Here is a 16,875-nt window from a genome sequence, read left to right on the forward strand (position 1 = left end):
CAATGGCGGTATCACTCCCTCTCCCCGACGCCCCGTGCGGCGCGGAGTATTTGCGTGCGGTGTTGCGCGCGCCGGTGTATGAAGTGGCACAGGTGACGCCGCTTCAGCCGATGGAAAAACTCTCGGCGCGTCTCGGCAACACCATTGTGGTGAAGCGAGAAGACCGTCAGCCAGTGCACAGTTTTAAACTGCGCGGTGCCTATGCCATGTTGGCGACCCTGACCGAGGCGCAAAAAGCGCACGGTGTGGTAACGGCTTCCGCCGGTAACCACGCACAGGGCGTAGCGCTGTCAGCCTGCAAGCTTGGCATCAAGGCGCTGATCGTCATGCCGGTCGCCACCGCGGATATCAAAGTTGATGCGGTGCGCGGTTTTGGCGGTGAAGTGTTGCTACACGGTGCCAATTTTGATGAGGCCAAGGCCCGAGCGATTGTGCTGTCGCAAGAGCAGCATATGACCTTCATTCCGCCGTTCGATCATCCGGCCGTGATTGCCGGGCAGGGCACGCTGGCGATGGAGCTGTTGCAGCAGGATGCGCATCTCGATCGCGTGTTTGTACCGGTTGGTGGCGGTGGTCTGGCGGCGGGCGTGGCGGTGTTGATCAAACAATTGATGCCGCAGATCAAAGTGATCGGCGTTGAGGCGGAAGATTCAGCCTGCCTGCGTGCGGCATTGGATGCCGGGCATCCGGTGGATTTGCCGCGCGTTGGACTGTTCGCTGAAGGCGTGGCGGTCAAGCGTATTGGCAATGAAACCTTCCGCCTGTGCCGGGAATATCTGGATGATGTCATCACCGTGGACAGCGATGCGATTTGTGCCGCGCTGAAGGATATCTTTGAAGATGTGCGGGCGATTGCCGAACCGTCTGGCGCACTGGCGCTGGCGGGGATGAAGAAGTATATCCAGCAGCACGGCATTCAGGGTGAACGGCTAGCGCATATTCTGTCGGGTGCCAACGTGAACTTCCACGGTCTGCGCTATGTCTCTGAACGCTGTGAACTGGGTGAACAGCGTGAGGCATTGCTGGCGGTAACCATCCCTGAGCGCAAGGGCAGCTTCTTGACCTTTTGCCAACTGCTGGGTGGTCGCTCGGTGACCGAGTTTAACTACCGTTACGCCGATGACAAAGACGCCTGCATTTTCGTGGGGGTGCGTCTGACGCGTGGACATGCGGAGCGGGATGAGATTATCGCAGAACTCTCCGCAGGTGGTTATCAGGTGGTCGATCTCTCCGATGATGAAATGGCGAAGCTCCATGTGCGTTACATGGTTGGCGGACGTCCTTCCAAGCCGTTGCAGGAACAGCTTTACAGCTTCGAGTTTCCGGAATCTCCCGGTGCGCTGCTGAAGTTCCTGCACACGCTCGGCACGCACTGGAACATCTCGCTGTTTCACTATCGCAGCCACGGGACCGATTTCGGTCGCGTACTGGCGGCGTTCGAAGTGACCGAGCGCGATCCGGAGTTTGAGCAACGTTTGCAGGCGCTGGGTTACGAGTGCCACGACGAAACCCAAAATCCGGCGTTTCGTTTCTTCCTGGCCGGTAACACGGCGTGATGTCAGTGTGCCCGACGGTGGAATTTCACCGCCGGGCGCGCTATCGTGGTTGCCATTCAAGGGATTAGCAATGGCAGACCATCATGACGACGTTCACCGGTTTCTCGCAGCAGAGCCTCACCTTTCTTCAGCAAGTTCGGCAGGAAAACAGCAAAGAGTGGTTTGACGACAACCGCGCAATATACGATGAGACGCTGGTTGCCCCGTTCCGCGCGTTGGTCGAGGATGTGGGCCTGACGATGCTACCGATCGACGATCAGTTTGAAATTCGTCCTGCTATTGGTAAAACCCTGTCGCGTATCCATCGCGATACCCGTTTTTCTCACGATAAATCCCGCTACCGCAGTCAGATGTGGCTGACGTTCAAACGTCCGCGCAAAGACTGGACGGATGCGCCGGTGTACTTTTTCGAAATTGGCCCCGATTTCTGGCGTTACGGGTTGGGGTACTACAGCGCCACGCGCGATACCATGGAACTGTTTCGCCAGACGCTGCGCGACAGCCCGCAGGCGTTTTTGGCGATGGCTGCGTGTCTGGAACCCACGTTTACCCTGGAAGGTGAAAGTTACAAGCGCCCGCTGGTCAAAGATCAGCCTGCGGAATTGGCGACCTGGTACAACCGCAAATCCTTCGCTGCCATGACCACGCGGCAAGATATGGATGCATTGTTTTCAGCGGATTTGGTCACTACGCTGACACAGGGTTTTCGCCAACTGGAGCCGCTGTATCGCTATCTGATGGGCATTGAGAGTATGAAGCGGCTGACGCCTGAACAACAGGAAGGAAGCTGGTCGAGCTTCCCGCCGTCAGCGCGTTTTGAACGTTAAAGCTTTTGCCGCGTCATCACCATGTTGAACAGATAGCTTTCGCCCTGCGTATCGAACGTTGAGATGCGAATTTCGTCGTCGCTCACGCAGGTAAACAGGATCTTGGTGGTGCCGCCAAAGCTGCTTTCCCGGCGGCCAATCGCCTGCGTATCGCTCATCTGGCGGGCGGTGAACTCACCGTCATCCAGCCGGTTGGCGTAGCGGAACGCGACGGAAATGTTGCCGCTGATTTTCCCTTTCTCCTGCGTCATATCCAAACCGACCGCATTATAGGGCGCTTTCTGGTCGTACATTTCCTGAAAATAACTGCCGAGGTTGTCGTACTCTTCCTTGGTGAGATCCTGCAAATAATCCTCGTAGCTGAACGCCCCGTGGAAACACCCGGTGGTTTTGATCGGGGTAATGGGCGTCGGTAACGCGTGCTGGGCCACCTGATTGAGGTAGCGCAGTCGGTTGAGCTGCTGCTGATAGCGCTGGCGCAGACAATCCTCATCCTGGCATTGGTTACGGGTGGTGAGCCAGCTACGTTGAAACAGGTTCAGTGCCTGTTCAAAGGGCTGACTCTGCGTATAGGTGGTCAGCGCCGATCGTGCGGTCTTCCACTCCTGCGCCAGTTCATCATCCAACTGGCCGAGCAGTGGGCTCTGGCAAATCTGCTTTTCCTGCGCGCTGGTGGCATTGGCGCAGTCGAACGAGACAGCCTGTGCATGAGGCACAAACGCGCAAGCCGCCAATGCCGCCACGGCAGAGAACACAGAGAGCTTCATAGGGGATCCTGTTTCATTCCTTGAGCAATTAGTGTTTGTTATACAGCCATCTGCGTTCCTTCGCCAGTGCAGTACGCCAACGCAGATGGCCGTGACCGTTTAACGCTATCTCCTCCTGTTGCCTAAGGTGTTGCCAAATAGCGTCCCATCCAGAATCGAAAACTGATATTCGTGACGGTGGACTGACGTTAAGCTATTCACTAATCGTATCGGGTGTTGGCCCGAGTGATTCTGTCTCATCAGGTATGTCTGGTGGCATTTCCTGCGATAGTGATACATCTCGCGGTTCACCTTCACCGGAAATCAGGAACCGGTTCGTGACGGCAAGGCTGGAGCCATAGATCGTCCTAAGGGTGAATCCCTTTCATTTTTACAGCGTAACGTTAAATGCAAACTAAGAAAAATTAATGCAATTGCATAAATGCGATTGAGACGAGTTTGCATTTGAAATACTCTTTTTTGGTGCATTATTAGCCAGGAATATGTTGGCTTCTTTATGTCGCACAAAGATACTATTGCAGTAAAGGATGGAAACGTGTCTGAAAATAAAAGGAAATTTTACCTCGTTGGGCAATTCTTTTTCGGTTATGTCACGGTACTGGGTGTTGCATCATCACTCGTGATGGCAGCGCAAACGCTGGCCGCTGAAACGGTGACTGGCAACGCTGATGTGATGGTGGTCATTGCACAGGGCGAGCAAAATACCACGCTCCCCACGGGTGGAATGATTGCGAAACAGAGTGCCGCCGGTACGAAAACACAAACGCCGTTGGTAACGACGCCACAGTCGATCACCGTGGTTACGCGTGCGCAAATGGATAAGCAACGGGTGATGTCCGTCTCCGATGCGTTTAATTACTCTGCCAGTGTGCTGCCAAATTACCGGGGTTCCTCCAACCGGAGTGATGAAACCATTGTGCGCGGTTTTCGCTATGCGCCTAAATTTCTGGATGGGCTGAGTTTTGGTTTGATCGGGCAAGGTGCCGGCATTGGAAAGATTGACCCCTGGTTGTTAGAACGCGTTGAGCTGATTCGTGGCCCGGCCTCTGTCATGTATGGTCAGGTCGATCCTGGCGGCACGGTCATTATGACCAGCAAACGCCCCACGGCAGAAAACATCCGCCACCTACAAGTTAGCGCAGGCAATAAACGCTTGGGTGAAGCGGCGTTTGATTTCGGCGGTGTGCTGAACGAGGACAGCGCGCTGTTGTATCGCTTGAACGTCATCGCCAGCACCCGGCAGCAATTTGTCAACGATGCCCGGCAACAGCGCATGGCGATTGCCCCCGCGCTGACGTGGCTGCCCAATGCAGACACCAGCCTGACCGTACTGACCAGTTACCAATACGACCCTGAAGCGGGTTTTCGTAACTTCTTGCCCGCCTACGGCACGGTGTTTGCTACCAACGCTGGCTATATTCCTTACACGCTGAATGTCAGCGATCCCAATTACTATCACTCAACGCGTGAGCAGGTGGCGCTCGGTTATATTTTCGAGCACTCCTTTAACAAGGCGATCTCAGTGCAACAGAATCTGCGTTATTCACAGTTGCATGATAACTATAAATATTTGGTGTATAGCACCGGTGGCAGCGCCACGGATACTACGCTAATGCGTAACCAGCAACGCGAAAACATTGATGCTGACGAATTAGGGATCGACAACCAATTAAAAGCGAGCTTCGCGACTCACACGGTGAACCATACTCTGCTGGCCGGTTTGGATTACAAATGGCAGAAGCGCAATGCCAACTTCTGGCGCAAGACCGGCGATAAGTACAATTTTGACTGGGCTCATCCGCGCTATGGTGGGGCTTATCTGGAAAATGACAGCGACTTGCCCCTCGCGCGCAGCGCGTTTAAAAAGCTCGATCAGGTTGGACTCTATGTGCAGGATCAGGCGGTGTGGCAGCAGTGGAACCTGCTGCTCTCCGGGCGACATGACTGGACGGAAATACGCACCTACGAGCGCACACTCAATAATGCCAAAAGGCAGTCGAATGATGACGATTTCACCGGCCGTGCGGCGCTGCTGTATGCGTTTGAGAATGGTTTCTCGCCTTATATCAGTTACAGCACCTCGTTTGAGCCCAACCTGGACAGCGGCATTCCGGGTTCACCACCCTTTAAGCCGACAACCGGCGAGCAGACTGAAGTGGGGATGAAGTTTCAGCCGGTGGGCAGCGACACCTTGTTAACGCTATCGCTGTTCGATATTACGCAGAAAAATATCACGTCGTGGAACAGCAAACTCAAGTTCAACGAGCAAATTGGCAAAGTCGAGTCACGTGGCGCTGAAGCGGAGCTAGGTACCCAAATAACGCCAGCGCTGAGCCTGATGTCGGCGTACAGTTACACGGAGGCGGAAACCAAGGAGAGCACCAATGCGAGTACGCCAGCAGGGAACAGGCCAGCGGCGACGCCACGCCATATGGCCTCCGCCTGGGGTACCTACTTGGTTCACAACGGCCCGTTGGCCGGGCTGGCGCTGGGAACCGGCGTGCGCTACATCGGCAGCAGCTATGGCGATAACAAGGAGAGTTTCAGCGTGCCGCACTACATCCTGTATGACGCGATGGTGAGCTATGATTTGGGCGTAGCCTCGTCACAGTGGAAAGGGGCGGTGTTGCAGATCAATGTCAACAACCTGACCGATAAGCATTATGTGGCGTCTTGCAGTAATAACGAAGCCTGCTTCTACGGCGTTGGACGCTCGATTATCGCCACCGTCAGCTACCGCTGGTAAACCCTCAAACGTTGTCCTGCAAGGTATGCCAAAACGCGGCAATCAAGGGCTCATTGAGTCGCTTTTTCTGCACGCATACGCCGAGTTCAAACGGTTCCATCGCTTGCTCCAGCAATACCGAAACGCGGTTGCGCACTGGCTCCGGGCTGTTTTCCAGCACCACGTCCGGGATCAGCGCGATGCCGCAGCCGAGTGCCACCATCGACACCATTGCCTCGTGCCCGGACACCGTGGCGTAAATCAGCGGATTGACGATGTGGTGACGGCGGAACCAGACATCAATGCGTTTTCGCACCGGGCCGTGCTCGGGCAAAATAAACGGAATCTGTGCCCAGTCTGGATTGGGTTGCCGTACCATCGCTTGCACCGGTGATGCCAGCGCCGGGGCAATCAGTACCAGCGGGATCTTGCCGATAGGCATAAAATCAATGGTGGTGGGCAACGTTTCCGGGTGGCCCGCGATGCCGAGATCGGCTTCATTGGACTGCACTTTTTCCACCGCATCTGCGGCATCGCCGGTCGTCAGCTTGATTTCGACCAGCGGATGCTGGGCGCGGAAACGGTCGAGGATTGGCGGCAAATGACTGTAGGCGGCGGTCACGGAACAGAAAATGCGTAGCTCGCCGCTCAATGAGGGCCCACGTTGCCCAATGGCGTGGCGCAGCTGCTCGTAGTGCAGCAGCGTCTGCTGAGCAAACTGCTTCAATTGCTCACCGGCATCGGTCAGTTGCACCGTGCGGTTGTCGCGCAAAAACAGGGTTTGCCCGACATCCTCCTCCAGTCGTTGGATTTGGCGTGACAAGGTTGACGGACTCAGGTGCATGGCTTTGGCGGTGCGCCCGAAATGGCGGCTGTCACACAGGTGCAGAAACAGTTTTAAATCTCGTAAATCCATGTGCGCGCGGCCTCATTTTCATCTTGCAGTTATTGCAATGTCATGTTGTTAATATATCAATTTAAGCAATACTTTTCCTGTCATATCATGAGGGCATTAAGGCTTCCCTGACAGGAAACCTCTTCTGAACACTCGCAATTAACAGATTAAACGGAGTTGTGCATGGCTAACTATTTCAACACTTTGAACCTGCGTCAGCAGTTGGCGCAATTGGGTGTATGTCGTTTCATGGGACGTGAAGAATTCGCAGACGAAGCGAACTACCTGAAAGGCAAAAAAGTGGTGATCGTCGGTTGCGGCGCGCAAGGGCTGAACCAGGGTTTGAATATGCGTGATTCCGGGCTGGATATCGCCTATGCGCTGCGTGCAGAAGCGATCGCGGAAAAACGTGCGTCATGGCGTAAAGCGACAGAAAACGGCTTCAAAGTCGGCACCTATGAAGACCTGATCCCGCAGGCAGATCTGGTGGTGAACCTGACGCCGGACAAGCAGCACTCCGCTGTGGTTCAGGCCGTTCAACCGCTGATGAAGCAGGGTGCATCGCTGGGTTACTCTCACGGCTTCAACATCGTTGAAGTGGGGGAGCAGATCCGTAAAGACATCACCGTGGTGATGGTGGCGCCGAAATGTCCGGGCACCGAAGTGCGTGAAGAGTACAAACGCGGCTTTGGCGTTCCGACGCTGATCGCGGTTCACCCGGAAAACGATCCGAAAGGTGAAGGCATGGCGATTGCCAAGGCCTGGGCAGCAGCTACCGGCGGTCACCGCGCGGGGGTTCTGCAATCGTCTTTCGTTGCTGAAGTAAAATCTGACCTGATGGGCGAGCAGACCATCCTGTGCGGTATGTTGCAGGCTGGTTCCTTGCTGAGCTTTGACAAACTGGTTGCTGAAGGCACCGATCCCGCCTACGCGGAAAAACTGATTCAGTTCGGCTGGGAAACCATCACCGAAGCGCTGAAGCAGGGCGGCATCACGCTGATGATGGATCGCCTGTCTAACCCGGCGAAACTGCGTGCTTACGCGCTGTCTGAGCAGTTGAAAACCATCATGGCACCGCTGTTCCAGAAACACATGGATGACATCATCTCCGGCGCGTTCTCCGGCGGCATGATGGAAGATTGGGCCAACGACGACATTAAACTGCTGACCTGGCGTGAAGAAACCGGTAATTCCGCGTTTGAAAATGCTCCGCAGTTCGACGGTAAAATCGCAGAGCAAGAGTACTTCGACAACGGCGTACTGATGATCGCTATGGTTAAAGCCGGTGTAGAACTGGCGTTTGAAACCATGGTAAGCGCGGGCATCATCGAAGAATCCGCTTACTACGAATCGCTGCACGAACTGCCGCTGATCGCGAACACCATTGCACGTAAGCGTCTGTATGAAATGAACGTGGTTATCTCTGATACCGCAGAATACGGTAACTACCTGTTCGCTAATGCCGCCGTACCGTTGCTGAAAGAGACATTCATGGCTTCACTGCAAGCGGGTGACATCGGCAAACCGGTGGCGGCCAGCAGCGTTGACAATGCGCAGCTGCGTGACGTTAATGACGCGATCCGCAACCACCCGATCGAAGCGGTTGGTCAGAAACTGCGTGGCTACATGAAAGACATGAAACGCATTGCGGTTGCAGGCTAAAACCAACGTATTACTCAGTCAATGAAAAAAGGCGCAACCCAGGGTTGCGCCTTTTTTATGCGTGAAGCTACGTCGTTCCTTAGCGGCTCTGGAACTGGGCTTCTGCCAGTTGGAAGCGATCGGTGACGGCTTTGGATGGCGCACGTCCCATCAGACTCACGATAAAGATCGCCAGGCTGGCAAAGAGGAAGCCGGGGATAATTTCATACAGATTAAACCAGGCATACTGTTTCCAGATAATCACCGTGGCAGCCCCTATCAGCATACCGACCAGCGCGCCGTTACGCGTCATGCGCGGCCACAGCAGGGAAATCAGGATCACCGGACCAAACGCCGCACCAAAACCGGCCCAGGCGTAGCTGACCAGTCCTAACACGCGGTTTTCCGGGTTGGCGGCCAACACAATCGAAATAATGGCAATCAGCAACACCATCATACGGCCTACCCAAACCAGTTCACGCTGTGTGGCTCCTGGGCGGAAGAACGGGCGGTACAAGTCTTCGGTAATGGCACTGGAACAGACCAGCAACTGGCAGCTCAGGGTGCTCATCACGGCGGCGAGGATAGCGGAAAGCAAGATACCGGCGATCCACGGATTGAACAGCAGCATGGAAAGCTCGATAAACACCCGCTCGGCGTTGTGCGTCACGTTGCCCGCCTGTTCCGGATGATTGCTAAAGTAGGCGATACCGAAGAAGCCCACGCTCACGGCACCTGCGAGGCACAGGATCATCCAGGTCATGCTGATACGGCGTGCGCTGCGAATAGTGTGGTGGGAATCCGCTGCCATAAAGCGCGCCAGAATGTGCGGCTGTCCAAAATAGCCCAGACCCCAGCCCAGCAGCGAGATAATGGCAATAATATCCAGCCCTTTAAACATATTCAGATTGGCCGGGTTTTTCGCCGCGATAACCAGCAGAGAGGTATCGATGCCATCCAGCGCCAGAATCACCATCACCGGCGTCAGGATCAGGGCGAAAATCATCAGCGTGGCCTGTACCGTATCCGTCCAACTGACCGCCAGATAGCCACCGATAAAGGTATAGGCGATGGTGGCTGCCGCGCCGGCCCACAATGAGGTGGTGTAACTCATGCCAAAGGTGCTTTCGAACAAACGGGCACCGGCAACGATGCCAGAAGCGCAGTAGATGGTAAAAAACACCAGAATAATCAAGGCCGCAATGACCCTCAGGATTTTTCTGGTGTCTTCGAAACGGTGGGTGAAATAATCCGGCAAGGTCAGTGCGTTGTGGTTCACTTCAGTGTGAACGCGCAGACGACCTGCAACCCAGCGCCAGTTGAGGTAAGCGCCGATAGTCAGCCCGATAGCGATCCAGCTTTCAGAAATGCCGGAAATAAATATTGCGCCCGGCAATCCCATCAGCAGCCAGCCGCTCATGTCAGAAGCCCCCGCTGAAAGTGCCGTGACCACGCTGCCCATCCGTCGTCCACCCAGGATATAGTCGCCAAGGGTGGTGGTTGAGCGATAAGCGGCCAAGCCGATCAAGACCATTCCGAAGATATACACCAGAAAGGTCACCAGCATGGGTGTACTCATTGTCATTAGAATCTCCAAGTTAAAGCGCCCTGTCTGTCCCCATCATGCTAGGGCATAAAGGCAAATCATATTGTTGGTCTAGCCTGACGGGAACGACGTCAGGTAAAGCGCAGTCTGCACGATTGCGCATCCCTCGTGCAGCCTGTTTTTTCTTATAATGCAAAGCGTTAACGATTTGTTATATTTCCCAGCCACGCCGATGTTATACACTTGTTAACTGCATTGCATCTTATGGCAACTCGCAAAAACCAGGTTGCATAATCCGATAACGGCGGCCAAGCTTCGAAGGCATACCTTCAACAAATCAACGTTATCCGATCCCTCACTATCGATGATTATCTTGGCTTCACTGGAGTGAAACGATGGGATTCTCCACTATAGCGGTAAAGCTTGACGATGCGACCCGCAATCGTATCGAACGTACAGCGCAGCGCCTTGATCGCACATCGCATTGGTTGATTGAGCACGCCATTTTTTGTTACCTCGACACCGTTGAACGCGATGGCAAGGCACCTGACATCACGTCTGAGCAGAGTAAGGCATTCCAGCGCGCGCCGGAGATTATGCCGCAATCTCGTCAGGAAGGAAGCTATCAACCGTTTTTAGATTTCACGCAAACGCTGTTACCCCGTTCACCGCTGCGTGATGCCATCACCGCAGCATACCGCCGTTCCGAGGGCGAGATGGTGCCGTTACTGCTCGAACGGGTGGAGCCGATGGCTCCGATGGCCCCGGCGGTGCAGGCGCTGGCCTATCGACTGGCGCAGACGCTGCGGCGTGAACAGCAAACCCACGGGCGAGCGGGGCGGGTGCAAAGTTTGCTACAAGCCTTCTCCCTGTCATCCTCAGAGGGGATTGCGTTGATGTGTCTGGCGGAAGCGTTGCTGCGCATTCCCGATGCCTCAACGCGCAATGCGCTGATCCGTGACAAGATCAGCAGCGGAGACTGGCATTCCCACGTGGGGAAAGGGCAATCACTGTTCGTCAATGCGGCGACCTGGGGGCTGTTGCTGACCGGAAAGCTGGTGGCGACGCACAGTGAAACGCGTTTGGCGCACACCCTGAAGCAACTGATCAACAAAGGGGGCGAGCCGGTCATTCGCCTGGGAATGGACCGCGTGATGCGCCTGATGGGGGAGCAGTTCGTTACCGGCGAAACCATCGATGAGGCACTGTCCAACGCGGAGCACCTGGAGCAGCAGGGATTTCGCTATTCCTATGACATGTTGGGCGAAGCAGCCCTTACCGCGCAGGACGCTGAGGCCTACCTCAACGCCTATCAGCAGGCGATTCATGCGATCGGCAGGGCGTCGCAGGGACGCGGGGTGTATCAGGGGCCGGGCATCTCTATCAAGCTGTCGGCGCTGCACCCGCGTTACAGCCGCGCGCAGTATGACCGCGTTATGGAAGTGCTCTATCCCCGTTTGCTGGCGCTGACGTTGCAGGCGATGCAGTACGATATCGGCATTAATATTGATGCTGAAGAAGCGGAGCGGTTGGAGATCTCCCTCGATCTGCTGGAGCGGTTGTGCCATGAGCCGGCGCTGGCGGGGTGGAAAGGGATCGGTTTTGTGGTGCAGGCCTACCAGAAACGCTGCCCGTTTGTGATTGATTTCCTTATTGATCTGGCACAGCGTACCCAACGACGCCTGATGGTGCGGTTGGTGAAAGGGGCCTACTGGGACAGTGAAATCAAACGCACGCAAATGGACGGTTTGGAGGATTATCCCGTCTATACCCGCAAAGTCTATACCGATGTCGCTTATCTGGCCTGTGCCCGCCAACTGCTGGCGGCACCGGATGCCATTTACCCGCAGTTCGCCACCCACAATGCCCAAACCCTGAGCGCCGTGTATACGCTGGCGGGTGACGGTTATTACCCGGGGCAATATGAATTTCAATGCCTGCACGGTATGGGCGAGGCGCTTTATTCGCAGGTCGTCGGTCCCGAAGAACAAGGCAAGCTGGCGCGCCCCTGCCGGATTTATGCCCCGGTCGGCACCCATGAAACCTTGCTGGCTTATCTGGTGCGACGTTTATTGGAAAACGGTGCCAACACCTCGTTTGTCAACCGCATTGCGGATGCCGAGGTCCCGCTGGAGCAACTGGTTGCCAGCCCAATAGCTGAAGTACAGGCGCTGGCTTACAAAGAGGGGGCTCCCGGCTGCCCGCATCCGCGAATTCCTTTGCCCGCTAAGCTCTACGGCGCAGAGCGTTGCAATGCGCAAGGCGTAGACCTGACCGATGAACGCCGCCTGGAAATGCTCGCGGCGGCCTTAAGCGCCGACGCCGCGCAGGTACGGCATGCGGCACCGATGATGGTCGATGCGACATCGCCGCTGGCAGCTCGGCCAGTGCTCAATCCGGCCCAACAGCACGATATCGTGGGGTACGTACGTGATGCCAGCGACGAAGATGTACGCATTGCGCTGGGCCGTGCGGTGCAAGCGGCAGAACGGTTCTCGACGGCATCGCTCCCGCAGCGGGTTGCCAGCCTGCAACGCGCCGCCAGCCTGCTGGAAGCGGCCTATCCACAGTTCATCGGGCTGCTGGTGCGGGAAGCGGGAAAAACCGTGCCAAATGCTATTGCCGAAATACGCGAAGCGGTGGATTTTTTGCGCTATTACGCGCAGCAGTCTGCTGCGGTGTCGTCGGAACAGGCTTGCCCATTGGGCGTAGTGGTTTGCATTAGTCCGTGGAACTTCCCGCTGGCGATTTTTACCGGGCAGGTTGCTGCCGCGCTGGCGGCGGGGAATGCGGTACTGGCAAAACCGGCGGAGCAAACGCCGCTGGTTGCCGCGTTGGCGGTGCAACTGCTGCATCAGGCTGGCATTGCGCCTGATGTGCTGCAACTGCTGCCCGGCGCTGGAGAACGTGTCGGCGCGGCGCTGGTGCGCGATGTGCGCATCAATGGTGTGCTGTTTACCGGCTCCACGGTGGTTGCCAAAAGCTTGCAGCGCACGCTGGCAGACCGGCTGGATGCGCACGGGCGACCTGCGGTGCTGATCGCTGAAACCGGTGGGATGAATGCCATGATTGTCGACTCGTCCGCGCTGACCGAGCAGGTGGTCAGCGATGTCATGGCCTCCGCCTTTGACAGCGCAGGGCAGCGTTGCTCAGCACTGCGCCTGCTCTGTCTTCAGGATGACATCGCGGAGGCGACCCTGATCATGCTGCGTGGCGCCATGGCGCAGTTCCGCGTAGGCAATCCCGACAGGCTGGCAACGGACTGCGGCCCGGTGATTGATGATGAGGCGCGCGAACGGATCGAGCAACATATTCACCTGATGCAAGCGGAAGGGCATTCGGTGTTTCAGGCGGCTTTCGGTGCGCAGGCGTGCGTGGCCTCATGGCGACAGGGTACCTTTGTGTTGCCAACGCTGATTGAGTTGGACCACGTGACCCGCTTGCAACAAGAGATCTTTGGTCCGGTGCTGCACGTGGTGCGTTATGCCCGCGAAGGGCTGGATACCTTGATTGAGGAGATCAACGCCCTGGGTTATGGACTCACGCTGGGCATCCATTCGCGGATTGATGAAACCATTTCGCGTATCACGCAGCGGACGCATGTGGGTAACCAATACGTCAACCGCAATATGGTGGGGGCCGTGGTGGGGGTTCAGCCGTTCGGGGGCGAAGGGCTATCCGGTACTGGACCGAAAGCGGGTGGGCCGCTCTATCTGCCGCGCTTGCAGAGAACGCCGCCCGGCCTCTCCAGTGCGGCGAGCAGCGCGTTGGGCGTGAATGCCACATTGGCGACGACGCCCGAACGCGCGGGGTTTGCGCTACTGGTTGATTGGGCGCAACAACAAGGGCGGCAGACTCTGTTCGCGGCGGCGCAGTGCTACCGCGCCTGGGGGGCCGTCAGCGGAGTGATACGCCCGCTGCCGGGCCCCACCGGCGAACGCAATACCTATATGCTGACGCCGCGCGAGAACGTGCTGTGTTTGGCGCAGGAGAGTGACGATATTCTGCGCCAGTTGGCGGCGCTGCTGGCCGTGGGCAGTAACGCGTTATGGCCTGACAGCGCAGCGTTACGTGAACTTGCCCGCAGCTTGCCGCAGGAAGTACAGCGCCGCATTCGCTTTACGCCGGAATGGCAACAGGACGGTGAGCAGATTGGCGCGGTTATCTGCCACGGCGATAGCGACATGCTGCGTCAGGTTGGCCAGCAGCTCGCGCAATGGGAGGGAGCGATTGTTCCTTTGCTCGGGTGTGAGCCCGGCAGTGACACCCTGCCGCTGGAGCGTTTATGGCATGAACGTGTGCTCAGCGTGAATACGGCGGCAGCGGGAGGAAATGCCAGCCTGCTGATGATGGCGGAGTCATAACAGGGTACGCGCCGCGCAGTGTGCGCGGCGCAACAATACAGCACGCTCTGTTGCCAAAACGCTTAGTTACGGTACAGCACCTTGATGATGTGGTAGCCGAACTGGGTTTTTACCGGTCCAAAGGGTTTCAGCAGATCGCAGGAAAATACCGCCTTGTCGAAAGGAGGGACCATATCGCCTTGACGAAACTCGCCCAGATTGCCGCCATCCCGTTTGGACGGGCAGGTGGAGTGCTTTTTAGCTAACTGCTGAAAGTCTGCCCCTTGGGCCAATTGGTCCAGTAGATCATTCGCCTGTTGTTCCGTATCGACCAGAATATGCAGTGCAGATGCCGTTTTCGCCATGGGAATACCTATCATGTGATTGAGAAGCGTGAATTGAACTGGCCTCACGCCGACGCCGATGGCTGGCAATGTAGCACGATGCCTGCCTGATGTGGATCGGTAAAGGCGAATCCGGCCATCAAGATCCGCGTGGCTTTCTGCTACAATCGGCTTCCGTTTTTATTGCGAGCTGAACGTCATGCGCCTGAATCCCAGTCAACAACATGCTGTCGAATCTGTCACTGGTCCTTGTCTGGTGCTGGCTGGCGCAGGATCAGGTAAAACGCGCGTTATCACCAACAAGATTGCTCACCTGATCCGCCAGTGCGGCTATCAGGCGCGCCATATCGCGGCAGTGACCTTTACCAACAAGGCGGCGCGCGAAATGAAAGCGCGCGTGGCGCAAACCTTGGGGCGCAAGGAGACGCGCGGGCTGCTTATCGCCACCTTCCACACCTTGGGGCTGGAGGTGATCAAACGGGAATACGCGGCGTTGGGCATGAAGGCGAACTTCTCGCTGTTTGACGATCAGGATCAGGCTGCACTGCTCAATGAACTGACGGAAACCTGGCTGGAAGGGGATAAAACCCAGCTACAGCAATTGACCTCCACCATTTCCAACTGGAAAAACGATCTGATGGACCCGCTTCAGGCGGCGGCATCGGCGCAGTCGGAGCGCGATAAGCTGTTTGCGCACTGCTATGGCCTGTATCACGACCATTTGCGTGCCTGTAACGTGCTGGATTTCGACGATCTGATCCTGTTGCCGACGTTGCTGTTCAAGCGCAACGAAGAGGTCCGTGAGCGCTGGCAAAACCGCTTGCGCTACCTGCTGGTGGATGAGTATCAGGACACCAACACCAGCCAGTATGAGCTGATTAAACTGCTGGTCGGTGCGCGTGCGCGCTTTACCGTGGTCGGCGATGACGATCAATCTATCTACTCCTGGCGCGGTGCCCGCCCGCAAAACCTGGTGCTGCTCTCACAGGATTTCCCCCAGCTTGAAGTGATCAAGCTGGAGCAAAATTACCGCTCCTCGGGCCGTATTCTCAAAGCGGCCAATATCCTGATCGCCAATAACCCACACGTATTTGAAAAAAAGCTCTTTTCAGAATTGGGTTACGGCAGTGAACTGAAGGTGATCACCGCCAACAACGAAGACCACGAGGCGGAACGGGTGGTGGGCGAACTGATTGCTCATCACTTTATCAACAAGACGCAGTACAGCGACTATGCCATCCTCTATCGTGGCAACCATCAGTCGCGGCTGTTTGAAAAGATGCTGATGCAAAACCGCATCCCCTATCGCATCTCCGGCGGGACTTCCTTCTTTTCTCGTCCGGAAATCAAGGACCTGTTGGCCTATCTGCGGGTGTTGACCAACGCGGATGACGACAGCGCCTTTCTGCGCATCGTCAACACCCCTAAGCGAGAAATCGGCCCTGCTACGCTACAGAAACTGGGAGAGTGGGCCAATGTGCGCAACAAAAGCCTGTTCACCGCCAGTTTTGATTTAGGGTTGGAGGCGCACCTGTCTGGCCGTGGGCTCTCCTCGCTGCAACGCTTCACTCACTGGATGCGGGAAATTGCCCAGCAGGCTGAGCGGGAAACGGTGGCGGCGGTGCGCGATTTGATTCACGGGCTGGATTATGAAAGCTGGCTGTATGAAACCTCAACCAGCCCGAAAGCGGCGGAAATGCGGATGAAAAATGTCAATCAGCTGTTTAGCTGGATGACGGAAATGCTGGCAGGCTCGGATCTCGATGAACCGATGACGCTGACGCAGGTGGTCACGCGTTTCACCCTACGCGACATGATGGAGCGCGGTGAAAGTGAAGAAGATGTGGATCAGGTGCAACTGATGACGTTGCACGCCTCCAAAGGGCTGGAGTTCCCCTATGTGTATCTGGTGGGGATGGAAGAGGGGTTACTGCCGCACCAGAGCAGCATTGATGAAGATAATGTCGATGAAGAGCGTCGTCTGGCCTATGTCGGCATCACGCGGGCGCAACGTGAGCTGGTTTTTACCCTGTGCAAAGAGCGTCGCCAGTACGGCGAACTGATGCGGCCAGAGCCCAGCCGTTTCTTGCTGGAACTGCCGCAGGACGATCTGCAATGGGAAACGGCACGCAAAGTGGTCAGCGCACAAGAGCGGATGCAAAAGGGGCAAAACCATTTGGCGAACCTGCGCGCACAGTTGGCGCAGGCGCGCGACAAGGAGTAGCGCCGCG

10 protein-coding genes are annotated in these 16,875 nt (G+C 56.4%); 6 read left to right on the forward strand and 4 right to left on the reverse strand.

What is annotated here, in order from left to right; all coding sequences use genetic code 11:
- Positions 1-2 precede the first annotated feature (2 nt).
- Both ilvA and J5067_RS19675 read left to right on the forward strand, forming a co-directional pair.
- Positions 3-1,556, forward strand: coding sequence for a threonine ammonia-lyase, biosynthetic (gene ilvA / locus J5067_RS19670; protein WP_264651829.1), 1,554 nt, complete (start codon positions 3-5; stop codon positions 1,554-1,556).
- An 80-nt stretch (positions 1,557-1,636) separates the two neighbouring features.
- Complete coding sequence (locus tag J5067_RS19675) at positions 1,637-2,383, forward strand: DUF2461 domain-containing protein (RefSeq protein ID WP_264651919.1); 747 nt, start codon at positions 1,637-1,639, stop codon at positions 2,381-2,383.
- Here J5067_RS19675 and J5067_RS19680 read toward each other — a convergent pair.
- A complete protein-coding gene (locus J5067_RS19680) occupies positions 2,380-3,150 on the reverse strand; it encodes a lysozyme inhibitor LprI family protein (protein ID WP_264645536.1) in 771 nt (256 codons plus the stop codon). The genes J5067_RS19675 and J5067_RS19680 overlap by 4 nt on opposite strands.
- A gap of 622 nt (positions 3,151-3,772) precedes the next feature.
- Between J5067_RS19680 and J5067_RS19685 the strand changes: the two genes are divergently transcribed.
- The gene (locus tag J5067_RS19685) at positions 3,773-5,896 is read left to right on the forward strand and encodes a TonB-dependent siderophore receptor (RefSeq protein WP_264651920.1); all 2,124 of its coding nucleotides are present in this window, start codon (positions 3,773-3,775) and stop codon (positions 5,894-5,896) included.
- A 4-nt stretch (positions 5,897-5,900) separates the two neighbouring features.
- Here J5067_RS19685 and ilvY read toward each other — a convergent pair whose 3' ends face one another.
- On the reverse strand, positions 5,901-6,791 hold the full coding sequence (gene ilvY / locus J5067_RS19690) for an HTH-type transcriptional activator IlvY (protein ID WP_264645537.1): 891 nt from the start codon (positions 6,789-6,791) through the stop codon (positions 5,901-5,903).
- Between the two features lie 162 nt (positions 6,792-6,953).
- Between ilvY and ilvC the strand changes: the two genes are divergently transcribed.
- A complete protein-coding gene (gene ilvC, locus J5067_RS19695; RefSeq protein ID WP_264645538.1) occupies positions 6,954-8,432 on the forward strand; it encodes a ketol-acid reductoisomerase in 1,479 nt (492 codons plus the stop codon).
- Between the two features lie 79 nt (positions 8,433-8,511).
- Here the strand turns inward: ilvC and putP are convergent, their stop codons facing one another.
- Positions 8,512-9,996, reverse strand: coding sequence for a sodium/proline symporter PutP (gene putP, locus J5067_RS19700; protein ID WP_264645539.1), 1,485 nt, complete (start codon positions 9,994-9,996; stop codon positions 8,512-8,514).
- Between the two features lie 356 nt (positions 9,997-10,352).
- Between putP and putA the strand changes: the two genes are divergently transcribed.
- Positions 10,353-14,321 carry a trifunctional transcriptional regulator/proline dehydrogenase/L-glutamate gamma-semialdehyde dehydrogenase gene (putA, locus tag J5067_RS19705; protein WP_264651830.1) on the forward strand — a complete coding sequence of 1,323 codons (3,969 nt, stop codon included), beginning with the start codon at positions 10,353-10,355 and terminating at the stop codon, positions 14,319-14,321.
- A 62-nt stretch (positions 14,322-14,383) separates the two neighbouring features.
- Here the strand turns inward: putA and ppiC are convergent, their stop codons facing one another.
- Positions 14,384-14,665: a peptidylprolyl isomerase PpiC gene (gene ppiC / locus J5067_RS19710; protein WP_264645541.1), complete on the reverse strand. Its 282-nt coding sequence runs from the start codon at positions 14,663-14,665 to the stop codon at positions 14,384-14,386.
- Positions 14,666-14,843: 178 nt separating this feature from the next.
- Between ppiC and rep the strand changes: the two genes are divergently transcribed.
- Positions 14,844-16,868, forward strand: coding sequence for a DNA helicase Rep (rep, locus tag J5067_RS19715; RefSeq protein WP_264651831.1), 2,025 nt, complete (start codon positions 14,844-14,846; stop codon positions 16,866-16,868).
- The last annotated feature ends 7 nt before the right edge of the window (positions 16,869-16,875 follow it).

Origin of the sequence: Candidatus Symbiopectobacterium sp. NZEC151, assembly GCF_025962655.1 — a bacterium.
Taxonomy (GTDB): Bacteria; Pseudomonadota; Gammaproteobacteria; order Enterobacterales; family Enterobacteriaceae; genus Symbiopectobacterium.

What these genes read in the sequence shown, in the direction of transcription:
- ilvA (WP_264651829.1), top strand. Translation starts at nt 3, where the DNA reads ATGGCGGTATCACTCCCTCTCCCCGACGCCCCGTGCGGCGCGGAGTAT.
- J5067_RS19680 (WP_264645536.1), bottom strand. Translation starts at nt 3,150, where the DNA reads ATGAAGCTCTCTGTGTTCTCTGCCGTGGCGGCATTGGCGGCTTGCGCG.
- J5067_RS19685 (WP_264651920.1), top strand. Translation starts at nt 3,773, where the DNA reads ATGGCAGCGCAAACGCTGGCCGCTGAAACGGTGACTGGCAACGCTGAT.
- ilvY (WP_264645537.1), bottom strand. Translation starts at nt 6,791, where the DNA reads ATGGATTTACGAGATTTAAAACTGTTTCTGCACCTGTGTGACAGCCGC.
- ilvC (WP_264645538.1), top strand. Translation starts at nt 6,954, where the DNA reads ATGGCTAACTATTTCAACACTTTGAACCTGCGTCAGCAGTTGGCGCAA.
- putP (WP_264645539.1), bottom strand. Translation starts at nt 9,996, where the DNA reads ATGACAATGAGTACACCCATGCTGGTGACCTTTCTGGTGTATATCTTC.
- putA (WP_264651830.1), top strand. Translation starts at nt 10,353, where the DNA reads ATGGGATTCTCCACTATAGCGGTAAAGCTTGACGATGCGACCCGCAAT.
- ppiC (WP_264645541.1), bottom strand. Translation starts at nt 14,665, where the DNA reads ATGGCGAAAACGGCATCTGCACTGCATATTCTGGTCGATACGGAACAA.
- rep (WP_264651831.1), top strand. Translation starts at nt 14,844, where the DNA reads ATGCGCCTGAATCCCAGTCAACAACATGCTGTCGAATCTGTCACTGGT.